An 18,811-nucleotide genomic window follows, 5' to 3' on the forward strand; every position below is an offset into this window, starting at 1 on the left:
TGAGCGCCCGCGCGCTTTCATTGCCGGCGCATTTGCCAACTCCATTTGCCAACTCGTTTGCCTACTGAGTTGCCCTTTCAACTACCGACGCCGACCGCGCGACAATGGCCGACCCGATCACTTCCCGTTCGCACCGCGGCGTGAGCGCCCCCGCTCCCGCTTCCACCGAAGACGGCACGCGCAGCCGCGCGCTGCCGCGCTGGCACTACCTCGTCGCACTGGCCGCGGGCGCGGCCAATACGCTGTCGTTCGCGCCGACGCCGCATGGCGGCTGGCTGCAACTCGCGATCTTCGTGTTCTTCTTCGCGTGGCTCACGCGCAGCACCGGCTGGAAAAGCGCCGCGCTGACGGGCGGCGCGTTCGGCTTCGGCAACTTCGTGAGCGGGGTCTGGTGGCTGTACGTGAGCATGCACTACTACGGTGGCATGCCGGCACCGCTCGCCGGCACGGCGCTCGTGCTGTTCTCCCTGTATCTCGCGGTCTATCCGGCGCTCGCCGCGGGGGTGTGGTCGTTCTGCGCGGGCCATGCGCGCAACGGCGCGGCCGACGAGCGCGCGCCATTCTCGCCGACCTGGCACGGCGCGCTCGCCTTTGCAAGCGCGTGGGCGATCGGCGAATGGCTGCGCGGCACGGTGTTCACCGGCTTTCCGTGGCTCGCCACCGGTTATGCGCAGGTCGACGGCCCGTTGGCGGGGTTTGCGCCGGTGGTCGGCGTATATGGCGTCGGTTGGATGGTTGCGCTGACGGCCGCGTTGATCGTGCAGGCGTTGCTGGCGCTGCTGCCGTCGTGGCGCTCCGGGCGGGCGAATGAATCGCTCGAGCCGAACGCCAGCGCCGCTGATGACGCCGGCGGTCGCGCCGCGCGGGGCCGCGGCACGCACGTCGCCCCCATCGTCGTGCCTGCTGGCGTCGCGCTCGCGCTGCTCGTGATCGGCCTGCTGCTGCCGCTCGTGCAGTGGACCACGCCCGCCAACGCGCCGCTGTCGGTGCGGCTGTTGCAAGGCAACGTGAAGCAGGAGATGAAGTTCGAGGAAGCCGGCTTGCGCGCGGCGGTCGACGAGTATCAGCAGATGATCACGTCGAAGCCGGCCGATCTGATCGTCACGCCGGAAACCGCGATCCCCGTGCTCGCGCAGCAGCTTCCGCCGAACTTCGCGGCCGCGATCCGCCAGTTCACGGATTCGACCGGCAGCGCGCTGCTGTTCGGCGCGATCGGCGGCACGATCACGCCGGACGGCCGGGTGGTCGACTACACCAACAGCCTGTTCGGCGTCACGCCCGGCTCGCACGAGATTTATCGCTACGACAAGCACCATCTGGTACCGTTCGGCGAATTCGTGCCGTGGGGCTTCCGCTGGTTCGTGAACCTGATGAACATTCCGCTCGGCGATTTCTTCCCCGGCCCGCCGGTACAAAAGCCGTTCATGGTGCATAACCAGCCGGTCGCGGTGAACATCTGCTACGAGGACATCTTCGGCGAGGAGATCGCGCGCACGCTGCGCGAGAATGCGACGCCCGCCGGCGTGCTGATCAACTCGACCAATCTCGCGTGGTTCGGCGACACGATCGCGCTCGACCAGCATCTGCAGATCGCGCGCATGCGCTCGCTCGAAACCGGCCGGCCGATGCTGCGCGCAACCAACACCGGCATGACCGCCGCGATCGACGCGAACGGCCGCGTGATCGGGCGCCTGACGCCCTACACGGTCGGTTCGCTCGACGTGCGCGTGCAAGGCACCTCAGGCAACACGCCTTACGTGACGAGCGGCAACAACACGGTGCTCGCGGTGTCGGCGCTGCTGCTCGCGTTCGGTTTCGCGTTCGGACCGGGGCTCGCGCGGCGACGCAACGGCAAGCGGTAACGCCGACGTCAAAGGCACGACACCCGCAAAAAAAATGCGCCTGACATGCAGGCGCATTTTTTTCATGCTCGTTCGAGCTTCATCAATCCTTCGGCACCGTATCGATGAACGACTGCCGCAGCGACAGCTTCTGGAAGTGCTTGTCCAGGTTCGGATGCGATTCGCGCCAGTTCAGTTCCGGCATACGGAAGTCCAGATAGCCGAGCGCGCAGCCCACCGCGATGTCGGCCAGCGTGTAGTGATTGCTCGCGCACCACGGCTTGCTGCCGAGCCCTTGCGACATCGCGATCAGCGCTTCGTCGATCTTGCGCTGCTGCCGCGCGAGCCACGCGTCCACGCGCTGCTCGGGCGCGCGCTGCGTGCCTTCGAGACGGATCAGCACGGCCGCGTCGAGCAGGCCGTCGGCGAGCGCTTCCCAGCAGCGCACTGCGACGCGCTCGCGCCCCGACGGCGGAATCAGCTTGCCGACCGGCGACAGCGTATCGACGTACTCGCAGATCACGCGTGAATCGAACACGGCCTCGCCGTCTTCCATCACGAGGCACGGCACCTTGCCGAGCGGATTGAAGGTGTGAATCCGGGTATCCGGCGCCCAGACGTTCTCGGGCACCAGTTCGTAGTCGATCTTCTTATCGGCGAGCACGATGCGTGCTTTGCGCACGAACGGGCTGCCGAACGAACCGATGAGTTTCATCATGACCTTCTGCCTTTTTCTGAATCCGGCGAAAGTATAAGTGGTCTATGGCTTCCGCGAGCGTGCTGGCGGCATCTTCGCGAACCGCCCGCCGAGCCGCTGTGGACGGATTGCAACATGACGGCGGCCGCCGCGCCGTCCGGAGCCGCACAAAGCGAGTCAATGTCGTGCGCCGAGAATGGGGCCAGGAGAATCGCGGCGCTACAATCGCAGGATGAACCAGCCGACCGAACCCACCATCGCCATCGACGTCTACCGCACGCGCCGCGAGCGCGTTCTCGCCGCGCTGCGCGCCGCGGGCGGCGGCGTCGCCATCGTCCCGACCGCGCCGGAAGCGCTGCGCAACCGCGACACCGACTACCCGTACCGCCACGACAGCTACTTCTATTATCTGACCGGCTTCACCGAGCCCGAAGCGCTGCTGGTGCTCGATGCCAGCGCCGCGCCCGGCGCGCCCGCGTCGATGCTGTTCTGCCGCGAGAAAAGCGTCGAGCGCGAGACATGGGAAGGCTTCCGCTTCGGCCCCGACGGCGCGCGCGAAGCATTCGGGCTCGACGCCGCGTTCCCGATCGGCGAACTCGACACGCAGCTGCCGCGCATCATCGCCGACAAGCCGGCGCTGCACTACGCGTTCGGCACCTCGGCGCATTTCGACGAGCAGGTGCGCGGCTGGCTCGACGCGGTGCGCGCGCAAAGCCGCGGCGGCACCGTTGCGCCCACGGCCGCGCGCGACCTGCTGCCGTTGCTAGACGAGATGCGGCTCGTCAAGGACGACCACGAACTCGCGGTCATGCGCCGCGCCGGACAGATTTCGGCGGCCGCGCATCGTCGCGCGATGGCGCTGTGCCGGCCCGGTATCCGCGAGTACGAACTCGAGGCCGAACTGCTCTACACGTTCCGCAAGTTTGGCGCGCAGGCGCCGGCCTATACGTCGATCGTCGCGGCTGGCGCGAACGCGTGCGTGCTGCACTACCCGGCCGGCAACGCGATCGCGCGCGACGGCGACCTGATCCTGATCGACGCGGCCTGCGAACTCGACGGCTACGCGTCCGACATCACGCGCACGTTTCCGGCGAGCGGGCGTTTCACGCCGGCGCAGCGCGAACTGTACGACATCGTGCTGGCAGCGCAGCAGGCCGCCGTCGACGCGACGCACGCCGGTGCGAGCTTCGACGATCCGCATCAGGCCGCGCTGCGCGTGCTGTCGCAGGGGCTGCTCGACACCGGCATCGTGCCGCGCGCGAAGTTCGCCTCGATCGACGACGTAATCGCCGAGCGCGCCTACGTGCCGTTCTACATGCACCGCACCGGCCACTGGCTCGGCATGGACGTGCACGACTGCGGCGACTACCGCGAGCGCAGCGCGCCGCGCGACGAAGCGGGCGTGCTGCCGTGGCGCACGCTGCGCGCGTCGATGACGCTGACGATCGAGCCGGGCTTGTACGTCCGCCCGGCCGAGGGTGTGCCCGAACGCTACTGGAACATCGGCATCCGCATCGAGGACGACGCGATCGTGACGCCGACCGGCTGTGAGCTGATCACGCGCGACGTGCCGGTCGCCGCCGACGAGATCGAGGCGCTGATGCAGGAAGCACGAGCCCTCCATCAAGCGTCGCATCAACAGAGGACCTGATCCGCGATGAACGAAGCATCTCCCTCGGCGGTGATCCTGAGGCCCGCCTCCCACCAGCAGGGGTTCGATTTCGACGTGACGATCGTCGGCGCCGGGCCGGTCGGCCTCGCGCTCGCCGGCTGGCTCGCGCGCCGCAGCGTGACGCGCGAGCTGAAGATCGCGCTCGTCGACGCGCGTGAGCCGGAAGACTCGATCGCCGATCCGCGCGCGATCGCGGTCTCGCACGGCAGCCGGATGATCCTCGAGCCGCTGCGCTGGCCCGCCGACGCCACCGCGATCGAGCGCATCCACGTGTCGCAACGCGGTCATTTCGGCCGCACGCTGATCGATCATCGCGAGCACGGCCTGCCCGCGCTCGGCTACGTGCTGCGCTATGGCTCGATCGTGCATGGCCTCGCCGACGCCGTGCATGCGACGCCGGTCCACTGGTTCCGCTCGACCTCGGCCGGCGCGCCGGTTCAGGAGCTCGACGGCGTCACGCTGCCGATCGAAACCGCGGGCGTCGCGCGCCAGTTGCGCACGCGAATTCTGGTCAACGCCGAGGGCGGCCTGTTCGGCGACCAGAAGCACGCGATAAATCCGAGCCGCGCAACCGACGAATACGCCGGCGCACGCAACATCGGTAAAAACAACCCCGGCTCGCGCGACTACGGCCAGACCGCGCTGGTCGGCACGGTCACCGTGTCCGCGCCGCAGCCGCACGTCGCATGGGAGCGCTTCACCTCGCAAGGTCCGATCGCGCTACTGCCGATGGGTGGCGTGCGTGGCGCCGACTACGCGCTCGTCTGGTGCTGCGCGCCCGACGAAGCCGCGCGCCGCGCGCAGCTTTCCGACGAAGCGTTCCTGCGCGAGCTCGACGCCGCGTTCGGCAACCGCATGGGCCGCTTTACACACATCAAGGGTCGCGCGTCTTTCCCGCTCGGTCTCAACACGGTCGACACGCTCGTGAACGGCCACATCGTCGCGATCGGCAATGCGGCGCAGACGTTGCATCCAGTGGCGGGCCAGGGCCTCAATCTGGGCTTGCGCGATGCGCATGCGCTCGTCGACGCGCTATCGGCCGAAGGCCCGACCCCGCTCGCGCTTGCCACCTTCGCGCAACGCCGCGCGCTCGACCGGCGCCTGACGATCGGCTCGACCGACACGCTCGCGCGCCTCTTTACCGTCGACTTCGCGCCGCTCGCGGTATTGCGCGGCCTCGCCCTGACCGCACTCGAATTCGTGCCGCCGGTCAAAACCGCGCTCGCCCGGCAGATGATGTTCGGCCAGCGCCGTTAAGCGCGAGAAATCGCTGCGCGGTTCTATGAGCCGGGCGACTTTCATAGAAGATTTAACGGGTTACGAGACTCGGTTCGCGAGTCCCGGCAACCCGTTAACGCTAAAATAGCCGTTTTCCCTCGCATTTCGCGCTGCGCCGGCTGTCACGATTGTCAAATCCTGGCCCGTCGTCGGCGCGCACTCACGCCATGCCCCCTCTCGGCCCCCACAATCTGCGTAACAACCTGTTCGTCGCCCCGATGGCCGGCGTGACCGACCGACCGTTCCGCCAGCTGTGCAAACGGCTCGGCGCGGGCTATGCGGTGTCGGAAATGGTCGCGTCGAACGCGCAGCTGTGGAAGAGCGAAAAGACCATGCGCCGCGCGAACCACGAAGGCGAGGTCGAGCCGATCGCGGTGCAGATCGCCGGCGCGGACCCGGAGATGATGGCCGAAGCGGCCCGCTACAACGTCGCGAACGGCGCGCAGATCATCGACATCAACATGGGCTGCCCCGCCAAGAAGGTCTGCAACGTCGCGGCCGGCTCGGCGCTGCTGCAAAACGAACCGCTCGTGCAGCGCATCGTCGAGGCCGTCGTGAACGCGGTCGGCGTCGGGCCCGACGCGGTGCCCGTCACGCTGAAAATCCGCACCGGCTGGAATCGCGAGAACAAAAACGCGCTGAACGTCGCGCGTCTCGCGCAAGCAGCGGGCATCTCGATGCTGACCGTGCACGGCCGCACGCGCGCGGACCTGTACCACGGCGACGCCGAGTACGAAACCATCGCCGCGGTAAAGGCGGCGGTGCGCATTCCGGTCGTCGCGAACGGCGACATCACGTCGCCGCAAAAGGCGCGCGAGGTGCTCGCCGCGACCGGCGCGGACGCGATCATGATCGGGCGCGCCGCGCAGGGGCGTCCGTGGCTCTTTCGCGAAATCGAGCATTTCCTGCAAACGGGCGAGCTGCTGCCGCCGCCGCGAATCGACGAAATCCAGCAGGTGATGAACGAACATCTCGAAGATCACTACGCTTTTTACGGGGAATTTACCGGTGTCCGCACTGCGCGCAAGCACATCGGCTGGTACACTCGCGGCCTTTCCGGCGCCAACCTGTTCCGGCATCGCATGAATACGCTGGACACCACGCGCGAACAACTCCTCGCCGTCAACGAGTTCTTTGACGCGCAAAAGGCGATCTCAGACCGCCTCGTCTACGTCGACGAAGCGCCCGGCAACCCCGGGCTCGACAGCGAGAGCGAGGACAACTCCGACCGACTAGCAGCATGAGCAAGAACAACATCGAACAATCTGTCCGCGACAGCCTGGACGTGTATTTCCAGGATCTCGACGGCTCCAATCCGCACGACGTCTACGACATGGTCATTTCATGCGTGGAAAAACCCTTGCTCGAAGTGGTGCTCGAGCAGGCCGGCGGCAACCAGTCGCTGGCCGCCGAGTATCTCGGCATCAACCGCAATACGCTGCGCAAGAAGCTGCAACAACACGGTTTGCTGTAGCGCGTCGTAGTTTCTCGCGCCCTGCCACGTTTCCCTTCGGCTTTTCGTCTTCATCATGATCAAGCAAGCGCTCATCTCCGTTTCCGACAAGTCCGGCATCGTCGACTTCGCCAAATCGCTGTCGGACCTCGGCATCAAGATCCTGTCGACCGGCGGCACGGCGAAACTGCTCGCGGACGCGGGCCTGTCCGTCACCGAAGTCGCCGACTACACGGGTTTCCCGGAAATGCTCGACGGGCGCGTGAAAACGCTGCATCCGAAGGTGCACGGCGGCATCCTCGCGCGCCGCGACCTGCCCGAGCACATGGCCGCGCTCGAGAAGCACGACATTCCGACCATCGACCTGCTGGTCGTGAACCTGTACCCGTTCGTGCAGACCGTGTCGAAGGAAGAATGCTCGCTCGAGGACGCGATCGAGAACATCGACATCGGCGGCCCGACGATGCTGCGCTCGGCCGCGAAGAATCACCGCGACGTGACGGTGGTGGTCGATCCGGCCGACTACGCGGTCGTGCTCGACGAAATGCGCTCGAACGGCAACACGGTGTCGTACAAGACGAACTTCCGCCTCGCGACCAAGGTGTACGCGCACACCGCGCAATACGACGGCGCGATCACGAACTACCTGACGAGCCTGACCGACGAGTTGCAGCATTCGTCGCGCAACGAGTACCCGGCCACCTTCAACATGGCGTTCGACAAGGTGCAGGACCTGCGCTACGGCGAAAACCCGCATCAGAGCGCGGCGTTCTACCGCGACCTGGCGGTGCCGGCCGGCGCGCTCGCGAATTACAACCAGTTGCAGGGCAAGGAACTGTCGTACAACAACATCGCCGACTCCGACGCGGCGTGGGAATGCGTGAAGACCTTCGATGTGCCGGCCTGCGTGATCGTCAAACACGCGAATCCGTGCGGCGTCGCGCTCGGCGCGGACGCTCACGAAGCGTATTCGAAGGCATTCCAGACCGATCCGACCTCGGCGTTCGGCGGCATCATCGCGTTCAACCGTGAAGTCGACGAAGCGACCGCGCAAGCGGTGGCGAAGCAGTTCGTCGAAGTGCTGATCGCGCCGTCGTTCAGCGCCGAAGCGCGTCAGGTGTTCGCGGCGAAGCAGAACGTGCGTCTGCTCGAAATCACGCTGGGCGAAGGCCATAACACGTTCGATCTGAAGCGCGTCGGCGGCGGCCTGCTCGTGCAGTCGCTCGACTCGAAGAACGTGCAGCCGCGCGAACTGCGCGTCGTCACGAAGCGTCATCCGACGCCGAAGGAAATGGACGACCTGCTGTTCGCATGGCGAGTCGCGAAGTACGTGAAGTCGAACGCGATCGTGTTCTGCGCGAACGGTATGACGCTCGGCGTCGGCGCGGGCCAGATGAGCCGCGTGGATTCGGCGCGCATCGCGAGCATCAAGGCGCAGAACGCCGGTCTGACGTTGGCCGGTTCGGCGGTCGCATCGGACGCGTTCTTCCCGTTCCGCGACGGTCTCGATGTGGTCGTCGCGGCAGGCGCGACCTGCGTGATCCAGCCGGGCGGCTCGGTGCGCGACGACGAAGTGGTCAGCGCCGCCGACGAGCACAATATCGCGATGGTGCTGACTGGCGTGCGTCACTTCCGTCATTGATCGGCTGAAGTTCGGTAGCCGCAAGACAGGCCCGGCGGGTTGTCCCGCCGGGCCTTTTGTTTCGCGGCGACGCGTTCAATCGTCCGGCTCTTTGCGCGCGTAACCGTCCCGCACCTGCGCATGCTGGCTGATGTACGTGCCCAAACCCCGGCCCCGCCGCGCGAGACGCTTCAGCACCGCGACATGTTCAGCGCCGACACTCGCCTCTGTGTACCAATACACGACGCCCGGCCGAAAGCGCACCTTGATGAAATCGTCGCCGATTTCGTAAGCGTCGACACCCGAGTCGCCGCTGAGATTGCGGTAGCGCTCCATTCTCGATCGCCCTCCCTGCGCAAAGCCTTTAGCAGCTTTTATTCCGCTAAGCATGCTGCCAGCGGACCGCCGCGCGCCGCGTTCGTTGTAGTATCGCAGGCACCTGGTTTTTAAGGTTTGTGCGGCACCTCATGAGAATTCTCGGCATCGACCCCGGCCTGCGCGTGACCGGCTTCGGCGTGATCGAACAACACGGCCACACACTGAGCTACGTCGCGAGCGGCGTGATCCGCACCGCCGACGCCGATCTGCCGTCGCGGCTCGGCACCATCTTCGCGGGCATCTCGACGCTGATCCGCGAGCACGCGCCGGATCAGGCGGCCATCGAAAAAGTCTTCGTCAACGTCAATCCGCAGTCGACGCTGCTGCTCGGCCAGGCGCGCGGCGCCGCGATCTGCGGGCTCGTCGCGGGCGGCGTGCCGGTCGCCGAATACACCGCGCTGCAGCTGAAGCAGTCGGTGGTCGGCTATGGCCGCGCGACCAAGGAGCAAATGCAGCAGATGGTCGTGCGGCTGCTGAGCCTGTCGGGCGTGCCCGGCACGGACGCCGCCGACGCGCTCGGCATGGCCATCTGCCACGCGCACGGCGGCTCGACACTGAGCACGCTCGGCGGCATCGCACCGGCGCTCGCGAAGAAGGGGTTGCGAGTGCGGCGCGGCCGTCTGGTCGGCTAGCGCAACTATGCCCCGCGCCGCCGATCCGCTGCGCTACACTCGCGCTTTCCCATCCGACTCTGAAAACTAATCCGCCATGATCGGTCGCATCGCCGGCGTTCTGCTGGAAAAAAATCCGCCGCATCTGCTCGTCGACTGCAACGGCATCGGCTATGAAGTGGACGTGCCGATGAGCACGTTCTACAACCTGCCGTCGACCGGCGAGCGCATCGTGCTGCTCACGCAGATGATCGTGCGCGAGGACGCGCATCTGCTGTACGGCTTCGGCACCGCGCAGGAACGCTCGACGTTCCGCGAGCTGCTGAAGATTTCCGGCATCGGCGCGCGCATGGCGCTCGCGGTGCTGTCGGGCATGAGCGTCGCGGAGCTCGCGCAGACCGTCACGATGCAGGACGCCGCGCGCCTCACGCGTGTACCGGGCATCGGCAAGAAGACCGCCGAGCGGCTGCTGCTCGAACTGAAGGGCAAGCTCGGCGCCGACCTCGGCGCGATGGCGGGCGCCGCGTCGCCATCCGACCACGCGTCCGACATCCTCAATGCGCTGCTCGCGCTCGGCTACTCGGAAAAAGAAGCGCTCGCGGCGATCAAGAACGTGCCGGCCGGTACGGGCGTGTCCGAGGGCATCAAGCTCGCGCTGAAGGCGCTGTCGAAGGGCTAAGCGCCAAGCCGCGCGCGGTACAATGACCGCATGATCGAAACCGACAAACTCGCCGCCGAGCGCATCATCGCGGCCACGCCCGTGTCGCCGAACGAAGAAGCGTTCGAGCGCGCGCTGCGCCCGCGTCAGCTCGACGAATATGTCGGGCAGGAGAAAGTGCGCGGCCAGCTCGAAATCTTCATCGAGGCCGCGAAGCGCCGTTCCGAATCGCTGGACCACGTGCTGCTGTTCGGGCCGCCGGGCCTCGGCAAGACCACGCTCGCGCACATCATCGCGCGCGAGATGGGCGTCAATCTGCGGCAAACGTCGGGGCCGGTGCTCGAACGCGCCGGCGACCTCGCCGCGCTGCTGACCAATCTCGAAGCCAACGACGTTCTTTTCATCGACGAAATCCACCGGCTCTCGCCGGTCGTCGAGGAAATCCTGTATCCAGCGCTCGAGGATTATCAGATCGACATCATGATCGGCGAAGGGCCGGCCGCGCGCAGCGTGAAGCTCGATCTGCAGCCGTTCACGCTGGTCGGCGCGACCACGCGCGCGGGTATGCTGACCAATCCGCTGCGCGACCGCTTCGGCATCGTCGCGCGACTCGAGTTCTATAACGCCGAGGAGCTCACGCGCATCGTCACGCGTTCGGCCGCGCTGCTCGGCGCGCAGATCCATCCGGACGGCGCGTTCGAAATCGCCCGTCGCGCGCGCGGCACGCCGCGTATCGCGAACCGCTTGCTGCGGCGCGTGCGCGACTTCGCCGAAGTGAAGGCCGACGGCAACATCACCGCGCAGGTGGCCGACGCCGCGCTCAGCATGCTCGACGTCGACGCGGTCGGCTTCGACCTGATGGACCGCAAGCTGCTCGAAGCGATCCTGTACAAGTTCGACGGCGGCCCGGTTGGTGTCGACAATCTCGCGGCGGCAATCGGCGAGGAGCGCGACACGATCGAAGACGTGCTCGAGCCGTATCTGATCCAGCAGGGCTTCCTGCAGCGCACGCCGCGCGGCCGCATCGCCACGCTGCTCACGTACCGGCATTTCGGACTGGCCGCGCCGGATTCGGCGAGCGCGCGGCCGGCTCTGTGGGATTCCACGAACTGAGTCACGCGACGAGGCCGACCAGGATGTCAGACCAGACCCAGCAACCCGGCCCTTCCAACCGTTCACCTGTCAATCCCGCCGGCGACACGTCTGGCAATTTCACGCAGCGCCTCACCCACCGCCTGCGCTCGAAGCTCGCCGCCGGCGTCACGCATCTGACGACCGGCAGCGGACCGGTGCTCGACTACTCGTCGCCGCCGGGCGACCCCGGTCTGTTCGGGCCGGACTCCGTCTGCTGGAAGGTCCACGCCGACTTCACGTCGATGATGACGGGCGGCATCAGCGCGCTGCTGCTTCAGGCGCTGCATCCGCTCGCGCTCGCGGGCGTCTGGGATCACTCGAGCTTTCGCACCGACATCCTGGGCCGGCTGCGTCGCACTGCGACGTTCATCGCCGGCACAACGTACGGCAGCAAGAACGATGCGCTCGCGCTGATCGAGCGCGTGAAGCGCATTCATCTCGACGTGACCGGCGTCGCACCGGACGGCCAGTCGTATCGCGCGAGCGAGCCCGCGCTGCTGACGTGGGTGCACGTCGCGGAAGTGTCGAGCTTCATGACCGCGCATCTGCGCTATGTGAATCCGGTGCTGTCCGTCGCGGCGCAGGATCAATACTTCGTGGAAACCGCGCGCATCGCGGAAATGCTCGGCGCCGTCGATATTCCGCGCTCGCGCGCCGAGATCGAGGCGTACCTGCTCGCGATGCGGCCCGCGCTCGTCGCGAGCGAGCGCACGCGCGAAGTCGTGAGGATTCTGATGAACGCGCCGGCACCGAGCTTCGCGATGCGACCCGCCGGCACGCTGATGCTCAACGCGGGGGTCGATCTGTTGCCCGACTGGGCGCAGACGATGCTCGGCTTGAATCGCCACGCGGCGCTGCGTCGAACCTTCGCGCGGCCTGCCGTGCGGGTCGTCGCGCCGGTGATCCGCTGGGCGCTGGTCAATGGAGTATCGAAGCGGGCTCGGCGGCGCGCGGCGGCGGCGGTGCGGGAGCGGGATTGATTGCGCCACGCGTCTCGGGCCATTGCCCGCCCGCCTTTGCTTACCGCCCCGGTCCCTTCCTGAAACCATCATCGTCGGCGCTGCCCCCGTCGAGATGCGTTACGTCCGCCCACGACACGATCGTCGCGCGACCGTCCCCGTAATCCACGACGTTCAGGCTGGTGTTCAGCAGCGGGTAGTCGCGCGGTGCGTCGAGCCGCATGCCGGTTGCAAAGCGGCGCACGCAGTCGAGCACGCCGCCATGCGTGACACAGGCGATGCGCCCGCCCGGATGCGCGGCGACGAGCGGCTCGATCGCATGCACGATGCGGTGGTAGAACACGCGGTGCGACTCGCCCTCGGGCGGCGCAAAGCCGGGATCGCGGGTTTGCCACTGCGCGTATTCGTCGGGGAAACGCAGCGCGATCTCGTCGCTGTCATGGCCCTGGAACGCGCCGTACGAGCGCTCGCGCAAGTTCTCGCGCGACTGCAGCGGCAGGCCAAGCGCCTCGCCGATCGGCTGCGCGGTCTGCTGCGCGCGCTGCAAGTCGCTCGAATAGATCGCGTCGAGCCGCGCGCCCTGCTTCGCCTCGTCGGCGAGGCGCTGTGCGAGACGTCGCGCCTGCGCGACGCCGGTCGTCGCAAGCGGAATGTCGATGTGGCCTTGAATGCGCTTGATGCGGTTCCAGTCGGTCTCGCCGTGCCGGATAAACAGAATCTGCGTCGTCATGAGAGAGAGGTGCCGTTCGCGGTTGTGTCGAGCGACTATTGTGGCAAAAAGCAGCGGCTCGGCACGGCTCGCCTGCGGCGACGGCATGCTCGAACGTTTGCGTTCTTTTACGCGTTGGTCTGCAACCAGAACGTGACCGGCCCGTCGTTGACGAGCGACACCTGCATATCCGCGCCGAACTCGCCAGTCTCGACGATCGGATGCTTCGCGCGCGCGGCCGCGACGAAGTAGTCGAACAGGCGCTTGCCCTCGTCGGGCGGCGCGGCCGGCGTGAAGCTCGGGCGCAGGCCGCTGTTGGTATCGGCCGCGAGCGTGAACTGCGACACGAGCAGCAGCCCGCCCGCGCGTCCGGCGCCGTCGAGATTCTGCACCGACAGGTTCATCTTGCCGGCCGCGTCGCTGAACACGCGGTAACCGAGCACCTTGACGAGCAGCTTGTCGGCCGTGGCCTCGGTGTCGCCGCGCTCCGCGCAGACGAGCGCGAGCAGGCCCGCGTCGATCGCGCCTGTCACGCGATCGGCGACGCGCACTTCGGCGCGCCGCACGCGTTGGATCAGCGCGATCACGCCGTCAGCGTCACGCGCGCGAAACGGCGCTTGCCGACCTGCACGACGTACTCGCCCGCTTCGACCTTCAGGCCCTTGTCGGACACCGCGGTGCCGTCGATCTTCACGCCGCCTTGCTCGATGTTGCGCAGCGCCTCGCTCGTCGACGGTACGAGGTTCGCCTGCTTCAGCAACTGGCCGATCGCGAGCGGTGCGCCCGCGAGCTTCACGGCCGGGATATCGTCGGGCACGCCGCCCTTCGCGCGATGGTTGAAGTCCTCGAGCGCGCGTTCGGCGTCCGCCTGCGAGTGGAAACGCGCGACGATTTCCTGGCCGAGCATCACCTTGAAATCGCGCGGATTACGGCCCGCGTCGACCTCGCGCCTGAAGCCGGCGATTTCGTCCATCGGACGGAACGACAGCAGTTCGAAGTACCGCCACATCAGCGTGTCGGAGATGCTCATCAGCTTGCCGAACATGTCGGTCGGCTTTTCGCTGATGCCGATGTAGTTGTTCTTCGACTTCGACATCTTCTCGACGCCGTCGAGCCCTTCGAGCAGCGGCATCGTCAGGATGCACTGCTGCTCCTGGCCGTACTGCTTCTGCAACTCGCGACCAACCAGCAGGTTGAACTTCTGATCCGTGCCGCCGAGCTCCAGGTCCGCGTTCAGCGCGACCGAGTCGTAGCCCTGCATCAGCGGGTACAGGAATTCGTGGATCGAGATCGGCACGCCACCCTGGAAGCGCTTCGTGAAGTCCTCGCGCTCGAGAATGCGAGCGACCGTGTAGCGCGACGCAAGCTTGATCATGCCGTCGGCGCCTAGCGGCATCGACCATTCGCTGTTGTAGCGAATCTCGGTCTTGTCGCGATCGAGCACGAGCGCGGCTTGCTCGAAATAGGTCTTCGCGTTCGATTCGATCTGCTCGCGCGTGAGCGGCGGGCGGGTCGCGTTGCGCCCGGACGGGTCGCCGATCAGCGACGTGAAGTCGCCGATCAGGAAAATCACCGTGTGGCCGAGGTCCTGCAACTGGCGCATCTTGTTCAGCACGACCGTGTGGCCGATGTGGATGTCGGGTGCAGTCGGATCGAGCCCGAGCTTGATGCGCAGCGGCTTGGCCGTCGCCGCGCTGCGCGCGAGCTTTTGCGCGAATTCGTCTTCGATCAGCAGTTCGTCGACGCCGCGCCTGGTCACGGCGAGCGCGTGACGGACTTCGTCGGTGATCGGGAAGGCGGAAGCGGGATTGGGCTGGGTGGACTCGGTGCTCATGCTGGAAACGTGAAGTCGCGAAAAAACAGGATTGTCCCATAGATGCGCGCCGCCGCGCCCACTCACGCGCCCCGCACGGCCCCGCGACGGGCCAATTCGTTGCGGCTCGCGTCACCTTCGCCGTTTGCGCCGATAATCTGCTACAACGAATCGGAATGAACATCGACAGGAGCAGCGACGTGGCGCAAGATCCCGCAGACGGCATCTATTTCGGACTGATGTCGGGAACCAGCATGGACGGTGTGGACGGCGTGGCCGTCCGGTTTGCCAAAGGGAAGCCGCCCGAGGTGCTGGCCGAGGCGTTCGTCGGCTTTTCGGCCGGCATCCGCGAAGCGCTGTTCGCGCTGCAACAGCCGGGGGACAACGAGATCGAGCGCGAGGCGCTCGCCGCCAACGCGCTCGCGACGCGCTACACGGTGTGCTGCCACGATCTGCTGCGCGACAGCCGCGTATCGGCCGATGACGTCCGTGCGATCGGCGTGCATGGGCAGACCGTGCGGCATCGGCCGGAAAAGGGGTATACGCGACAGATCAACAACCCGGCGCTGCTCGCGGAAATGCTGCATATCGACGTGGTCGCCGATTTCCGCAGCCGCGACGTCGCGGCAGGCGGCCAGGGTGCGCCGCTCGTGCCCGCTTTTCACGCGACGATCTTCGGTGCGAAGGACGAAACGCGCGTCATCTGCAATCTTGGCGGAATCAGCAACATCACGATCCTGAACGCGACCGGCGGCGTGCGCGGCTTCGACTGCGGGCCGGCGAACGCGCTGCTCGACGCGTGGGCCGAGCGCCAGCTCGGGAAGCCATTCGACGAAAACGGTCATTTCGCGGCGGGTGGCCAGGTCGATCGCAAGCTGCTGAACGCGTTGCTCGACGAACCATTCTTCGCAGAGCAGCCGCCCAAGAGCACCGGCCGCGATCTGTTCAACACCGCATGGCTCGATGCGAAGCTCGAGCCGTTCTCCGCGCTCGCACCAGCCGACGTACAGGCGACGCTCGTCGCGCTGACCGCGGTGACGGTCGCGCGCGAGATTGAGCGGCATGCATCCGATGCGCGGGCCGTGTACGTGTGCGGCGGCGGCGCGCGCAATCCGGAGATCATGAAGGCGTTGCAGCAGGCGCTCGAAGACAGCGGCGTAAGCGGCGTGCCCGTGATGACTACCGACGCGCTCGGCGTGCCGCCGAGCCAGGTCGAGCCGCTCGCGTTCGCGTGGCTCGCGATGCGCTGCATCGCGCGTCTGCCGGGCAGTCTGCCAAGCGTGACGGGGGCATCCGCGGAGCGGGTGTTGGGGGCTATTTACCCGCGCTGAGAAAAGGCAGATGCGAACAAACCCACGCCTCTTGATGTCGCGGGTTGCCTCTGCGGCGCGAAAACAATAAAAAAACGGCGCCGAGGCACCGTTTTCACTGTGGCACGAAGAGCCTGTCCGCTCAGACCGAGAACGACGAACCGCAACCGCAGGTCGTGCTCGCGTTCGGGTTTTTGATGACGAACTGCGCGCCGTTGATGTCGTCCTTGTAGTCGATCTCTGCGCCGACCAGGTACTGGTAGCTCATCGAGTCGATCAGCAGCTGGACGCCGCTCTTGTTCATCACGGTGTCGTCTTCGTTGATCGCTTCATCAAACGTGAAGCCGTACTGGAAGCCCGAGCAGCCGCCGCCCTGCACGAACACGCGCAGCTTGAGCTCCGGGTTGCCTTCCTCATCGATCAGTTGCTTGACCTTGTCAGCCGCTGCGTCGGTGAAGACGAAGGGGGCCGGCATCTCGGTCACGGGGGTGTCGGTGACTGCGTTCATTCGAACTCTCCAAATAGCTTTAGCCGATATTGTAGGGCTGTTCCGGATATCGTGCTGAAGCCCACAAAATCAATGGGTTCTTGCTGCAAGGTCGATGCAAGGCGAGCCGATGCCGCCTGGGCGAACGAAACCGGCCCGCGAACCCCGGCGAACCATAAAAAAAGCCGCCTTCGCGCGTGGCGTTGGCGGCTTTTGCTGCAAACCGGCGTGAAGGCCGGTTCGCGCCCGAAACGATTAACGCTTCGAGAATTGCTTGCGGCGACGCGCCTTGTGGAAGCCGACCTTCTTACGTTCGACTTCACGAGCGTCACGCGTAACGAAGCCAGCGTTCGACAGTTGCGGCTTCAGCGTTGCGTCGTAGTCCATCAGCGCGCGGGTGATGCCGTGGCGAACCGCACCTGCTTGACCCGTTTCACCGCCGCCGGTCACGTTGACCTTGATGTCGAACGTGACACCGTGGTTCGTGAGCTCCAGCGGTTGACGCACGATCATCAGCGACGTTTCGCGCGAGAAGTAGTCGGCGATGGGCTTGCCGTTCACAACGATGTCGCCCTTGCCTGCCTTGATGAACACGCGAGCGACGGCGCTCTTGCGGCGGCCCGTGCCGTAATTCCAGTTACCGATCATGTGGGCTCCCCTTAGATCTCGAGCGCCTTCGGCTGTTGTGCCGAATGCGGATGCGTTGCGTCAGCGTAGACCTTCAGCTTCTTGATCATCGCGTAGCCGAGCGGACCCTTCGGCAGCATGCCCTTGACCGCTTTCTCGAGCGCGCGGCCCGGAAAGCGTTCCTGCATCTTGCCGAATGTCGTTTCATAGATACCGCCCGGGTAGCCCGAGTGACGGTAGTACTTCTTGTCGGTAACCTTGTTGCCCGTGACCTTCAGCTTGCCGGCGTTGATGACGATGATGAAATCACCGGTGTCGACGTGGGGAGTGAATTCAGGCTTGTGCTTGCCGCGAAGACGGTGTGCCACTTCGCTGGCGACACGCCCGAGAACCTTATCCGTCGCGTCAATCACGTACCATTCGCGCGTCACCTCATGGGCTTTTGCGGAAAACGTCTTCATGATCGATCCAAAAAAATTGCTGCGCCCAATGTGTTCTTTCCTGCTTGTAGTGTGCGCATCGAGGCGCGTGCAGGCTCTCCCTGGTTCTTCTTCCGCGGGCGCGGATGCGGAAAAGCCCTGAATTATAAAGGAATTTGTGCTGGCAAGTCAAAACGTGCGATGCGCTCGCCGCGAGCGGCCAGGAAACGGGGCGAAACGCCTGACAAACGGGGGCGAAAAAAAACCCGAACGAGCGGCTCGGGGTTTAATCCACCAAAGGAGGAGGTGGAGGAGACAGCGGAGGTTGCAGAACTGCTGCAACGATGGAGTAAATTATAAGAGTCACCCTTGTGCAACGCAAGAAGATTTGCATTGTGAAATTAGTTTTCATAATGTGACAGATTCGATGCAGGGAGGACATTTGACGAAACTCCTTTTGGATCAAGCACTAGAGGCCAAAGAATTCGAATCGCATCAGACATGCCCTAGAGTAAGGACCCTAAACTGCCCGAGGAATTCTGGAACCGCCCGCCCATTCCGCACCGCAACAAGAAAGCAATCGCCGTGCATGGACGCGGGATGCGCTCAGCGTGCGCCAATCGTCAGACACCGGGCTACAATGCCGTCTCGACAAAGCGATGCGCGGTGGGAGTGACAGCATGGAATGCAAAGTAAGCTGGATGGGACAAGACGGGATGGCGTTCGCGGCCGAGACGGGCAGCGGTCATCTGGTCGCGATGGACGGCGCACCCGAGGGTGGCGGACGCAACCTCGCGCCGCGCCCGATGGAAATGGTGCTGCTCGGCACCGGCGGCTGCACCGCCTACGACGTCGTGATGATCCTGAAGAAGAGCCGCCAGGAGATCGCCGGCTGCTCGGTGACGCTGAAGGCCGAGCGCGCGAGCGAAGATCCGAAGGTGTTCACGAAGATCCACTTCCACTTCACGGTGACGGGCAAGAATCTGAACCCGGCGACCGTCGAGCGCGCGATCAACCTCTCGCACGACAAATACTGCTCGGCGTCGATCATGATCGCGAAGACCGCCGAGCTCACGCATTCGTTCGACATCGTCGCGCTCTGAGCGCGAAAGCGATGGCGGCCACGGCCGCCACCCCGCCCCAA

20 protein-coding genes are annotated in these 18,811 nt (G+C 65.7%); 12 read left to right on the forward strand and 8 right to left on the reverse strand.

All coding sequences use genetic code 11. The features are described 5' to 3' along the window. Positions 1-104: 104 nt before the first annotated feature. A complete protein-coding gene (lnt, locus tag OKW29_RS32625) occupies positions 105-1,862 on the forward strand; it encodes an apolipoprotein N-acyltransferase (RefSeq protein WP_429293914.1) in 1,758 nt (585 codons plus the stop codon). Positions 1,863-1,944: 82 nt separating this feature from the next. On the opposite strand, the gene OKW29_RS32630 is transcribed toward lnt, so the two are convergent. Beyond that, positions 1,945-2,559, reverse strand: a complete 615-nt coding sequence (locus OKW29_RS32630; protein ID WP_184022950.1) for a glutathione S-transferase C-terminal domain-containing protein — start codon at positions 2,557-2,559, stop codon at positions 1,945-1,947. A 211-nt stretch (positions 2,560-2,770) separates the two neighbouring features. Between OKW29_RS32630 and OKW29_RS32635 the strand changes: the two genes are divergently transcribed. The 5 genes from OKW29_RS32635 (at position 2,771) to purH (ending at position 8,583) form a co-directional block, all read left to right on the forward strand. Continuing rightward, positions 2,771-4,189: an aminopeptidase P N-terminal domain-containing protein gene (locus OKW29_RS32635; protein WP_429293915.1), complete on the forward strand. Its 1,419-nt coding sequence runs from the start codon at positions 2,771-2,773 to the stop codon at positions 4,187-4,189. 6 nt (positions 4,190-4,195) lie between these two features. Then, positions 4,196-5,467: a UbiH/UbiF/VisC/COQ6 family ubiquinone biosynthesis hydroxylase gene (locus OKW29_RS32640; protein WP_429293916.1), complete on the forward strand. Its 1,272-nt coding sequence runs from the start codon at positions 4,196-4,198 to the stop codon at positions 5,465-5,467. A gap of 188 nt (positions 5,468-5,655) precedes the next feature. Further along, the gene (gene dusB, locus OKW29_RS32645) at positions 5,656-6,732 is read left to right on the forward strand and encodes a tRNA dihydrouridine synthase DusB (RefSeq protein WP_090801809.1); all 1,077 of its coding nucleotides are present in this window, start codon (positions 5,656-5,658) and stop codon (positions 6,730-6,732) included. Beyond that, the gene (locus OKW29_RS32650; protein ID WP_008919619.1) at positions 6,729-6,962 is read left to right on the forward strand and encodes a Fis family transcriptional regulator; all 234 of its coding nucleotides are present in this window, start codon (positions 6,729-6,731) and stop codon (positions 6,960-6,962) included. Before dusB ends, OKW29_RS32650 begins: the two co-directional genes overlap by 4 nt. A 55-nt stretch (positions 6,963-7,017) precedes the next feature. Next, positions 7,018-8,583 (forward strand): bifunctional phosphoribosylaminoimidazolecarboxamide formyltransferase/IMP cyclohydrolase, encoded by a 1,566-nt coding sequence (purH, locus tag OKW29_RS32655; RefSeq protein ID WP_184058423.1) that lies wholly within the window; start codon positions 7,018-7,020, stop codon positions 8,581-8,583. Positions 8,584-8,658: 75 nt separating this feature from the next. On the opposite strand, the gene OKW29_RS32660 is transcribed toward purH, so the two are convergent. Further along, the gene (locus tag OKW29_RS32660) at positions 8,659-8,898 is read right to left on the reverse strand and encodes a hypothetical protein (protein WP_018421774.1); all 240 of its coding nucleotides are present in this window, start codon (positions 8,896-8,898) and stop codon (positions 8,659-8,661) included. 131 nt (positions 8,899-9,029) lie between these two features. Between OKW29_RS32660 and ruvC the strand changes: the two genes are divergently transcribed. The 4 genes from ruvC (at position 9,030) to OKW29_RS32680 (ending at position 12,323) form a co-directional block, all read left to right on the forward strand. Then, positions 9,030-9,572: a crossover junction endodeoxyribonuclease RuvC gene (gene ruvC, locus OKW29_RS32665; RefSeq protein WP_184006515.1), complete on the forward strand. Its 543-nt coding sequence runs from the start codon at positions 9,030-9,032 to the stop codon at positions 9,570-9,572. Positions 9,573-9,648: 76 nt separating this feature from the next. After that, positions 9,649-10,230, forward strand: a complete 582-nt coding sequence (ruvA, locus tag OKW29_RS32670; RefSeq protein ID WP_429293917.1) for a Holliday junction branch migration protein RuvA — start codon at positions 9,649-9,651, stop codon at positions 10,228-10,230. A gap of 30 nt (positions 10,231-10,260) precedes the next feature. Next, positions 10,261-11,322 (forward strand): Holliday junction branch migration DNA helicase RuvB, encoded by a 1,062-nt coding sequence (gene ruvB, locus OKW29_RS32675; protein WP_429293918.1) that lies wholly within the window; start codon positions 10,261-10,263, stop codon positions 11,320-11,322. 23 nt (positions 11,323-11,345) lie between these two features. After that, the gene (locus OKW29_RS32680) at positions 11,346-12,323 is read left to right on the forward strand and encodes an oxygenase MpaB family protein (RefSeq protein ID WP_429293919.1); all 978 of its coding nucleotides are present in this window, start codon (positions 11,346-11,348) and stop codon (positions 12,321-12,323) included. A gap of 40 nt (positions 12,324-12,363) precedes the next feature. On the opposite strand, the gene OKW29_RS32685 is transcribed toward OKW29_RS32680, so the two are convergent. The 3 genes from OKW29_RS32685 to tyrS form a co-directional block, all read right to left on the reverse strand. Next, positions 12,364-13,032, reverse strand: a complete 669-nt coding sequence (locus OKW29_RS32685) for a histidine phosphatase family protein (RefSeq protein WP_187628202.1) — start codon at positions 13,030-13,032, stop codon at positions 12,364-12,366. Between the two features lie 107 nt (positions 13,033-13,139). Then, positions 13,140-13,598 carry a D-aminoacyl-tRNA deacylase gene (gene dtd / locus OKW29_RS32690; RefSeq protein ID WP_429293920.1) on the reverse strand — a complete coding sequence of 153 codons (459 nt, stop codon included), beginning with the start codon at positions 13,596-13,598 and terminating at the stop codon, positions 13,140-13,142. Further along, entirely contained in the window at positions 13,595-14,845 is a 1,251-nt protein-coding gene (gene tyrS / locus OKW29_RS32695) for a tyrosine--tRNA ligase (RefSeq protein WP_429293921.1), read from the reverse strand. Before tyrS ends, dtd begins: the two co-directional genes overlap by 4 nt. A 179-nt stretch (positions 14,846-15,024) precedes the next feature. On the opposite strand from tyrS, the gene OKW29_RS32700 reads away from it, so the two are divergent. After that, entirely contained in the window at positions 15,025-16,155 is a 1,131-nt protein-coding gene (locus OKW29_RS32700; RefSeq protein WP_429294985.1) for an anhydro-N-acetylmuramic acid kinase, read from the forward strand. Between the two features lie 121 nt (positions 16,156-16,276). Here the strand turns inward: OKW29_RS32700 and erpA are convergent, their stop codons facing one another. The 3 genes from erpA to rplM form a co-directional block, all read right to left on the reverse strand. Beyond that, entirely contained in the window at positions 16,277-16,642 is a 366-nt protein-coding gene (gene erpA, locus OKW29_RS32705; RefSeq protein WP_027198818.1) for an iron-sulfur cluster insertion protein ErpA, read from the reverse strand. Between the two features lie 234 nt (positions 16,643-16,876). After that, positions 16,877-17,269, reverse strand: a complete 393-nt coding sequence (rpsI, locus tag OKW29_RS32710; RefSeq protein WP_115781002.1) for a 30S ribosomal protein S9 — start codon at positions 17,267-17,269, stop codon at positions 16,877-16,879. Between the two features lie 11 nt (positions 17,270-17,280). Continuing rightward, positions 17,281-17,709, reverse strand: coding sequence for a 50S ribosomal protein L13 (gene rplM / locus OKW29_RS32715; RefSeq protein WP_013090508.1), 429 nt, complete (start codon positions 17,707-17,709; stop codon positions 17,281-17,283). 638 nt (positions 17,710-18,347) lie between these two features. Between rplM and OKW29_RS32720 the strand changes: the two genes are divergently transcribed. Continuing rightward, on the forward strand, positions 18,348-18,770 hold the full coding sequence (locus tag OKW29_RS32720) for an OsmC family protein (protein ID WP_026226035.1): 423 nt from the start codon (positions 18,348-18,350) through the stop codon (positions 18,768-18,770). The last annotated feature ends 41 nt before the right edge of the window (positions 18,771-18,811 follow it).

Source organism: Paraburkholderia sp. CI3 (assembly GCF_050436505.1).
GTDB classification, from domain to species: domain Bacteria; phylum Pseudomonadota; class Gammaproteobacteria; order Burkholderiales; family Burkholderiaceae; genus Paraburkholderia; species Paraburkholderia tuberum.

What these genes read in the sequence shown, in the direction of transcription:
- lnt (WP_429293914.1), top strand. Translation starts at nt 105, where the DNA reads ATGGCCGACCCGATCACTTCCCGTTCGCACCGCGGCGTGAGCGCCCCC.
- OKW29_RS32630 (WP_184022950.1), bottom strand. Translation starts at nt 2,559, where the DNA reads ATGATGAAACTCATCGGTTCGTTCGGCAGCCCGTTCGTGCGCAAAGCA.
- OKW29_RS32635 (WP_429293915.1), top strand. Translation starts at nt 2,771, where the DNA reads ATGAACCAGCCGACCGAACCCACCATCGCCATCGACGTCTACCGCACG.
- OKW29_RS32640 (WP_429293916.1), top strand. Translation starts at nt 4,196, where the DNA reads ATGAACGAAGCATCTCCCTCGGCGGTGATCCTGAGGCCCGCCTCCCAC.
- dusB (WP_090801809.1), top strand. Translation starts at nt 5,656, where the DNA reads ATGCCCCCTCTCGGCCCCCACAATCTGCGTAACAACCTGTTCGTCGCC.
- OKW29_RS32650 (WP_008919619.1), top strand. Translation starts at nt 6,729, where the DNA reads ATGAGCAAGAACAACATCGAACAATCTGTCCGCGACAGCCTGGACGTG.
- purH (WP_184058423.1), top strand. Translation starts at nt 7,018, where the DNA reads ATGATCAAGCAAGCGCTCATCTCCGTTTCCGACAAGTCCGGCATCGTC.
- OKW29_RS32660 (WP_018421774.1), bottom strand. Translation starts at nt 8,898, where the DNA reads ATGGAGCGCTACCGCAATCTCAGCGGCGACTCGGGTGTCGACGCTTAC.
- ruvC (WP_184006515.1), top strand. Translation starts at nt 9,030, where the DNA reads ATGAGAATTCTCGGCATCGACCCCGGCCTGCGCGTGACCGGCTTCGGC.
- ruvA (WP_429293917.1), top strand. Translation starts at nt 9,649, where the DNA reads ATGATCGGTCGCATCGCCGGCGTTCTGCTGGAAAAAAATCCGCCGCAT.
- ruvB (WP_429293918.1), top strand. Translation starts at nt 10,261, where the DNA reads ATGATCGAAACCGACAAACTCGCCGCCGAGCGCATCATCGCGGCCACG.
- OKW29_RS32680 (WP_429293919.1), top strand. Translation starts at nt 11,346, where the DNA reads ATGTCAGACCAGACCCAGCAACCCGGCCCTTCCAACCGTTCACCTGTC.
- OKW29_RS32685 (WP_187628202.1), bottom strand. Translation starts at nt 13,032, where the DNA reads ATGACGACGCAGATTCTGTTTATCCGGCACGGCGAGACCGACTGGAAC.
- tyrS (WP_429293921.1), bottom strand. Translation starts at nt 14,845, where the DNA reads ATGAGCACCGAGTCCACCCAGCCCAATCCCGCTTCCGCCTTCCCGATC.
- erpA (WP_027198818.1), bottom strand. Translation starts at nt 16,642, where the DNA reads ATGAACGCAGTCACCGACACCCCCGTGACCGAGATGCCGGCCCCCTTC.
- rpsI (WP_115781002.1), bottom strand. Translation starts at nt 17,269, where the DNA reads ATGATCGGTAACTGGAATTACGGCACGGGCCGCCGCAAGAGCGCCGTC.
- rplM (WP_013090508.1), bottom strand. Translation starts at nt 17,709, where the DNA reads ATGAAGACGTTTTCCGCAAAAGCCCATGAGGTGACGCGCGAATGGTAC.
- OKW29_RS32720 (WP_026226035.1), top strand. Translation starts at nt 18,348, where the DNA reads ATGGAATGCAAAGTAAGCTGGATGGGACAAGACGGGATGGCGTTCGCG.